This window comes from Mesorhizobium sp. M2A.F.Ca.ET.039.01.1.1 (assembly GCF_003998035.1).
Taxonomy (GTDB): domain Bacteria; phylum Pseudomonadota; class Alphaproteobacteria; order Rhizobiales; family Rhizobiaceae; genus Mesorhizobium.
The window spans coordinates 1-4,480 of sequence record NZ_RZRY01000531.1; the positions used below are offsets into that span (position 1 = coordinate 1).

A 4,480-nucleotide genomic window follows, 5' to 3' on the forward strand; every position below is an offset into this window, starting at 1 on the left:
GCATCCGCCAGGCAGAAACGCATCGCCGCTTCCGGTCCCTCGACGGTCGGCGCGACGATGTCGGAGGCATCGGCGGAAAGCCCGACGCCGGCGATCTCGGCCAGGATGGTGGCGCCGCGCGCCATCGCGTGATCGTAGCTTTCCAGCACCGCCATGCCGGCGCCTTCGCCAAGCACGAGGCCCGCGCGGTCGGCCGAGAATGGCCGGCACGTGTCGGGCGAAAGCACCCTGAGCGCCTCCCAGCCCTTGAGCACGCCCCACACCAGCGGCGCTTCGGTGCCGCCGGCAACCATCACGTCGGCGCGGCCGAGCCTGATCTGGTCGACCGCCGTGGAAATTGCATGGTTGGCCGATGAGCAGGCCGAGGTGGCGCCGAACACAGGGCCGCGCAGCCCGAGCGCCATGCTCACCTGCCCGGCGGCCGCGCCCGGCATCACTTTCGGCACGGTGAAGATGGCGGCGCGGTTGCGCCCCTCGAGCAGGATCGCGCGGTAATTCTCCTCGATGGTCTCGAAGCCCGCGACGCCGATGCCGACGATCGCGCCCATCCGGTAGGTGTTGTCGGCATGTGCCGTCAGTCCGGACTGCCGCATGGCCTCGCGCGCGGCGATCACCGCCAGCAGGCTGAAACGGTCCATCGAGACGACCTGCTTGCGGTCGATGCCATGTTCGGGCAGTTCCTTGATTTCGCAGCCGGTCTTGACCTTGAGGTCATGCAGCGACGGATTGTCGATCGGGCCGATCGCCGAGCGGCCGGCGCGCATGGCGTCCCACATGGCCGGCACATCGTTGCCAAGCCCGCAAATCCCGCCAATACCGGTGATGACGATGCGTTTTTGCATGCAGTCAGGCTTTTTTCGCGATCAGTTCGCGAACCGCCTCGACCATGTCGCCGACGTTCTTCAGGTTGCTCCAGGCATCGACCGTGTTCATCTCGATCTCGATGCCGTACTTCTCCTCGAGATCGAAGATGATCTCGGTCAATTCCAGCGAATGGATGCCGAGCGTTCCGAGATCGGTGCTGGCGGTGATTTCCTCACCGCCGGTGTCGGCATGCGCTTTGATCTTTTCGATGATCTCGGTCGTCAGCTGGTCAGCCATTCGGTTCCTTCCCTGTCGTTTTCCCGACGCCAACTGATCAGCGCCCTTTTTTGGTCCCCGGATCCAACAACGCCGTTGCCCTTACCTCGCCAGACACCGCGCGACCGCTCCAGGGTGGCTTCCCTCTATAGAAACCAAAACGATGTCAAGCAACAAGCGATATATCGACAAAGCCGCCGGAGTGCTTAACCTGGAAACGTGGACACGATCGACAACGCCCTGACACCCGCCTTGCCTTTGGCCGGCGCTCCTTTGCCTGCCGCGCAACGTGTTGCCGGGCGAGCCAGGCTTTTCTGCGGCAAGAGCGATGGTCGGACGCGCCTGCAGCGGCTCTACCAGGACGGATCGGCCAAGATCCGCCTGCCGGCGGTGCAGGGCGATCCGCTCGAGGCGGTGCTCATCAACACGGCCGGCGGAATGACCGGCGGCGACCGCCTCGGCTGGACGATCGAGGTCGGCGCCGAGGCCTCCGCCTCCATCACCACCCAGGCCTGCGAGAAGGTCTATCGCGCCGCCGCCGACAGGGCCGAGACAAGCGTCGGCCTGCGGGTTGGGCCGGGCGGGCGCCTCGCCTGGCTGCCGCAGGAAACCATCGTTTTCGACCGCGCCGCCTTCGCCCGCACGCTGGATGTCGATCTCGCGGAGGATGCCGAGGCGCTGGTGCTCGAAGCCACGCTGTTCGGCCGGCTGGCGATGGGCGAGCGGACGGTTCGAGGCAGCTTCCACGACCGCTGGCGGGTCCGCCATGGCGGCGCGCTGGTCCATGCGGAGGATTTCCGGATCGGTCCGGATATCGCGGCAACGTTGCGGCGGCCGGCGGCGACCGGCGGCGCGCTTGCCATCGCGACGCTGCTGCTCGTTTCGCCGCAAGCGGAAAGCCTGCTCGAGGCGGCCCGCGCCATCATCGGCGATCGCGGCATCGGCGGCCCCGTTATCAGTGACTGCGGCGGCGCCAGTTTCTGGAGCGTCGGCCGATCTGGCAAGCTTCTTGCGAGGCTCACCGCCGGCGACGGCTACCAGCTCCGCAAGCGGTTGGTTCCGCTCGTCGAACTGCTCAATGGACGGGCGGGTCTGCCTAAATTGTGGTCACTTTGATCTGAAATACCGGGACATTGCATGAATCTTACGCCGCGTGAAAAAGACAAGCTGCTCATCGCCATGGCGGCGATGGTGGCGCGCAAGCGCCTGGAGCGTGGCGTCAAGCTCAACCATCCCGAAGCCATCGCCCTGATCACCGACTTCGTCGTCGAAGGCGCCCGCGACGGCCGTCCCGTCGCGGAACTGATGGAGGCCGGCGCTCACGTCGTCACCCGCGCCCAGGTCATGGACGGCATCGCCGAGATGATCCACGACGTCCAGGTCGAGGCGACGTTTCCCGACGGCACCAAGCTGGTGACCGTGCACGAGCCGATCAGGTAAAGCGCCGATCCGGTGAGGAGGAAGACCGATGCTGGAGCTTAGGCCAAATTGCGAATGCTGCGACAAGGATCTGCCGCCGGAGGCGACGGATGCGCTGATCTGCACCTTCGAATGCACCTTCTGCGCCGACTGCGTGGACAATGTGCTGGGCGGTGTCTGCCCGAATTGCGGCGGCAATTTCGCGCCGCGGCCGATCCGGCCGGCAGGCAAGCTGACGAAATATCCGCCATCGACCAGGCGCGTGCCCAAGGCCGAAGGCTGCGGCCCGCGCAAGGCCGCTTAACTAGGTCAATTGGAAAGGGCAGAAAGATGATCCCCGCCTCCACGAAACGCAACACGCTCGCCGTCATCCTGTTGCTGGCGGCGGCGATGCCCGCTTACGCCCATGTCGGCGCAGGCTCCACCTCTTCTTTTGCCGCCGGTTTCGTGCATCCGCTGTCCGGCCTCGACCACATGACGGCCATGGTCGCCGTCGGCCTGTGGGCGGCGATGAAGGGCGGCAAGGCGCTCTGGGCCTGGCCGCTGGCCTTCCTCGGCGTGATGCTGGCCGGCGGCGCGCTCGGCATGCTGCATGTGCCGGTGCCTTTCGTCGAGCCGGGCATCCTCGCTTCCGTCGTGGCGTTCGGCCTGCTGGTGGCGCTGGCGATCGACCTGCCGGTCTCGGCCGGGGTCGCCATCATCGGCCTGTTCGCTCTGTTCCACGGTCACGCCCATGGCGCCGAGGTGCCTGAAAACGCTGCCGGCCTCGAATATATGGCTGGCTTTGCCGCCGCCACCGCGCTGCTCCACGGTGTCGGCATGGCAGCCGGCCTTCGGCTTGGGTGGCGTTTCCGCGGCCTGGCGCGCGCCGCCGGCGCCGCTTGCGCGACGATCGGCGTCGGCCTTTCCGTCGGCATGGTGTGAGGGCGCGATGATCCCTGGTGAAGTTATTGCGGCCAAAGGCGAGATCGACCTCAACAAGGGCCGGCCGACCGTCACCCTCAAGGTCGCCAACAGCGGCGACCGTCCGATCCAGGTCGGCAGCCATTATCATTTCTTCGAGACCAATGAGGGCCTGAAATTCGACCGCGAGCGCGCGCGCGGCATGCGGCTGGATATCGCCGCCGGCACGGCCATGCGCTTCGAGCCGGGCCAGGAACGCGACGTCACGCTGGTGCCGCTGGGGGGAAAACGCGAGGTCTATGGCTTCCAGCAGAAGGTGATGGGCAAGCTGTGAGGTCCGCCGCCGCGCTCAAATCACTTCGGAGGCCATCACTTCGGGGGCTTGGCGGCCGCGTAGATGACGACCTTCCCCGGATTGTCGAACTCCACGGCGAGCACGTCCTCGGCCTGCACGCGCCGGGAATCGATCGCGTTGAAGAGCAGGGCGTTCGCCTCGATCTCCTGGCGCAGCTCGGCGACATCGTCCTGATGCTGCTTCATTTTGTTCTCGATGGCCGGCGGCGGCCCGCCTTCGCTGCGCGCCGCATCGGTCAGGAACACGATGTCGACCCTGTCGAGCTTGGTGGTCTTGCGCACCGTGCCGATATTGTCGCGGGTCCGGTCGATGGCGGTGATGACTTTTCCGGCCTCCGTCCTGGAGAGCGCCTCTTCCTGGCGGACATCGGAATCGACGATCGCGGCGGCAGGCTTGTCGCTGCCCAGCGGCTGCGCAGCGGACGCGGCATGGGGCGCGGCGACCGCGAAAAGCGCGGCAACAACCACGGAACTCCATCTTGCAAAACGCCGGCCATTCGCCATCGCTCGCTCCTGACTGACCTCGTGGCGGGGCGAAAACAGCGAAACGGTCCGGCCTGGCCGCAGGTTCCCTTCGAAAGCCTGGCGGCGGACCGAGAGGCGGCCCGCATTCCCTTCAAAATATGGTTGGCGGACCACATGGCGGCCCGCCTGGGCGCGCGATCAGCTCGCCTTCTTGGTGATCAGCGTCAGTGCGCCATTGGGCTGCATGCTGGCGGCAATC

8 protein-coding genes are annotated in these 4,480 nt (G+C 66.4%); 5 read left to right on the forward strand and 3 right to left on the reverse strand.

Annotated elements, in window-relative coordinates; translation table 11 throughout:
* A partial coding sequence (locus tag EOA24_RS28520) for a beta-ketoacyl-[acyl-carrier-protein] synthase family protein (protein ID WP_133374651.1) occupies positions 1–842 on the reverse strand: 842 nt, incomplete at its 3' end.
* A 4-nt stretch (positions 843–846) separates the two neighbouring features.
* Positions 847–1,101, reverse strand: coding sequence for an acyl carrier protein (locus tag EOA24_RS28525; protein WP_041003067.1), 255 nt, complete (start codon positions 1,099–1,101; stop codon positions 847–849).
* A gap of 252 nt (positions 1,102–1,353) precedes the next feature.
* On the opposite strand from EOA24_RS28525, the gene EOA24_RS28530 reads away from it, so the two are divergent.
* The 5 genes from EOA24_RS28530 to EOA24_RS28550 are packed head-to-tail and all read left to right on the forward strand — an operon-like array spanning position 1,354 to position 3,736.
* Positions 1,354–2,196 carry an urease accessory protein UreD gene (locus EOA24_RS28530; protein WP_245467357.1) on the forward strand — a complete coding sequence of 281 codons (843 nt, stop codon included), beginning with the start codon at positions 1,354–1,356 and terminating at the stop codon, positions 2,194–2,196.
* 21 nt (positions 2,197–2,217) lie between these two features.
* The gene (locus tag EOA24_RS28535; protein WP_041003069.1) at positions 2,218–2,520 is read left to right on the forward strand and encodes an urease subunit gamma; all 303 of its coding nucleotides are present in this window, start codon (positions 2,218–2,220) and stop codon (positions 2,518–2,520) included.
* A 28-nt stretch (positions 2,521–2,548) separates the two neighbouring features.
* Positions 2,549–2,803, forward strand: a complete 255-nt coding sequence (locus EOA24_RS28540; RefSeq protein ID WP_126080014.1) for a DUF1272 domain-containing protein — start codon at positions 2,549–2,551, stop codon at positions 2,801–2,803.
* Positions 2,804–2,829: 26 nt separating this feature from the next.
* Positions 2,830–3,423 carry a HupE/UreJ family protein gene (locus EOA24_RS28545; RefSeq protein ID WP_127256295.1) on the forward strand — a complete coding sequence of 198 codons (594 nt, stop codon included), beginning with the start codon at positions 2,830–2,832 and terminating at the stop codon, positions 3,421–3,423.
* A gap of 7 nt (positions 3,424–3,430) precedes the next feature.
* On the forward strand, positions 3,431–3,736 hold the full coding sequence (locus EOA24_RS28550) for an urease subunit beta (RefSeq protein WP_126080012.1): 306 nt from the start codon (positions 3,431–3,433) through the stop codon (positions 3,734–3,736).
* 35 nt (positions 3,737–3,771) lie between these two features.
* Here EOA24_RS28550 and EOA24_RS28555 read toward each other — a convergent pair whose 3' ends face one another.
* Entirely contained in the window at positions 3,772–4,260 is a 489-nt protein-coding gene (locus tag EOA24_RS28555) for a hypothetical protein (protein ID WP_126080011.1), read from the reverse strand.
* Between the last annotated feature and the right edge of the window lie 220 nt (positions 4,261–4,480).

Excerpts from the sequence above, each read along its gene's own strand:
- EOA24_RS28535 (WP_041003069.1), top strand. The coding sequence starts at position 2,218 with ATGAATCTTACGCCGCGTGAAAAAGACAAGCTGCTCATCGCCATGGCG.
- EOA24_RS28545 (WP_127256295.1), top strand. The coding sequence starts at position 2,830 with ATGATCCCCGCCTCCACGAAACGCAACACGCTCGCCGTCATCCTGTTG.
- EOA24_RS28540 (WP_126080014.1), top strand. The coding sequence starts at position 2,549 with ATGCTGGAGCTTAGGCCAAATTGCGAATGCTGCGACAAGGATCTGCCG.
- EOA24_RS28525 (WP_041003067.1), bottom strand. The coding sequence starts at position 1,101 with ATGGCTGACCAGCTGACGACCGAGATCATCGAAAAGATCAAAGCGCAT.
- EOA24_RS28550 (WP_126080012.1), top strand. The coding sequence starts at position 3,431 with ATGATCCCTGGTGAAGTTATTGCGGCCAAAGGCGAGATCGACCTCAAC.
- EOA24_RS28555 (WP_126080011.1), bottom strand. The coding sequence starts at position 4,260 with ATGGCGAATGGCCGGCGTTTTGCAAGATGGAGTTCCGTGGTTGTTGCC.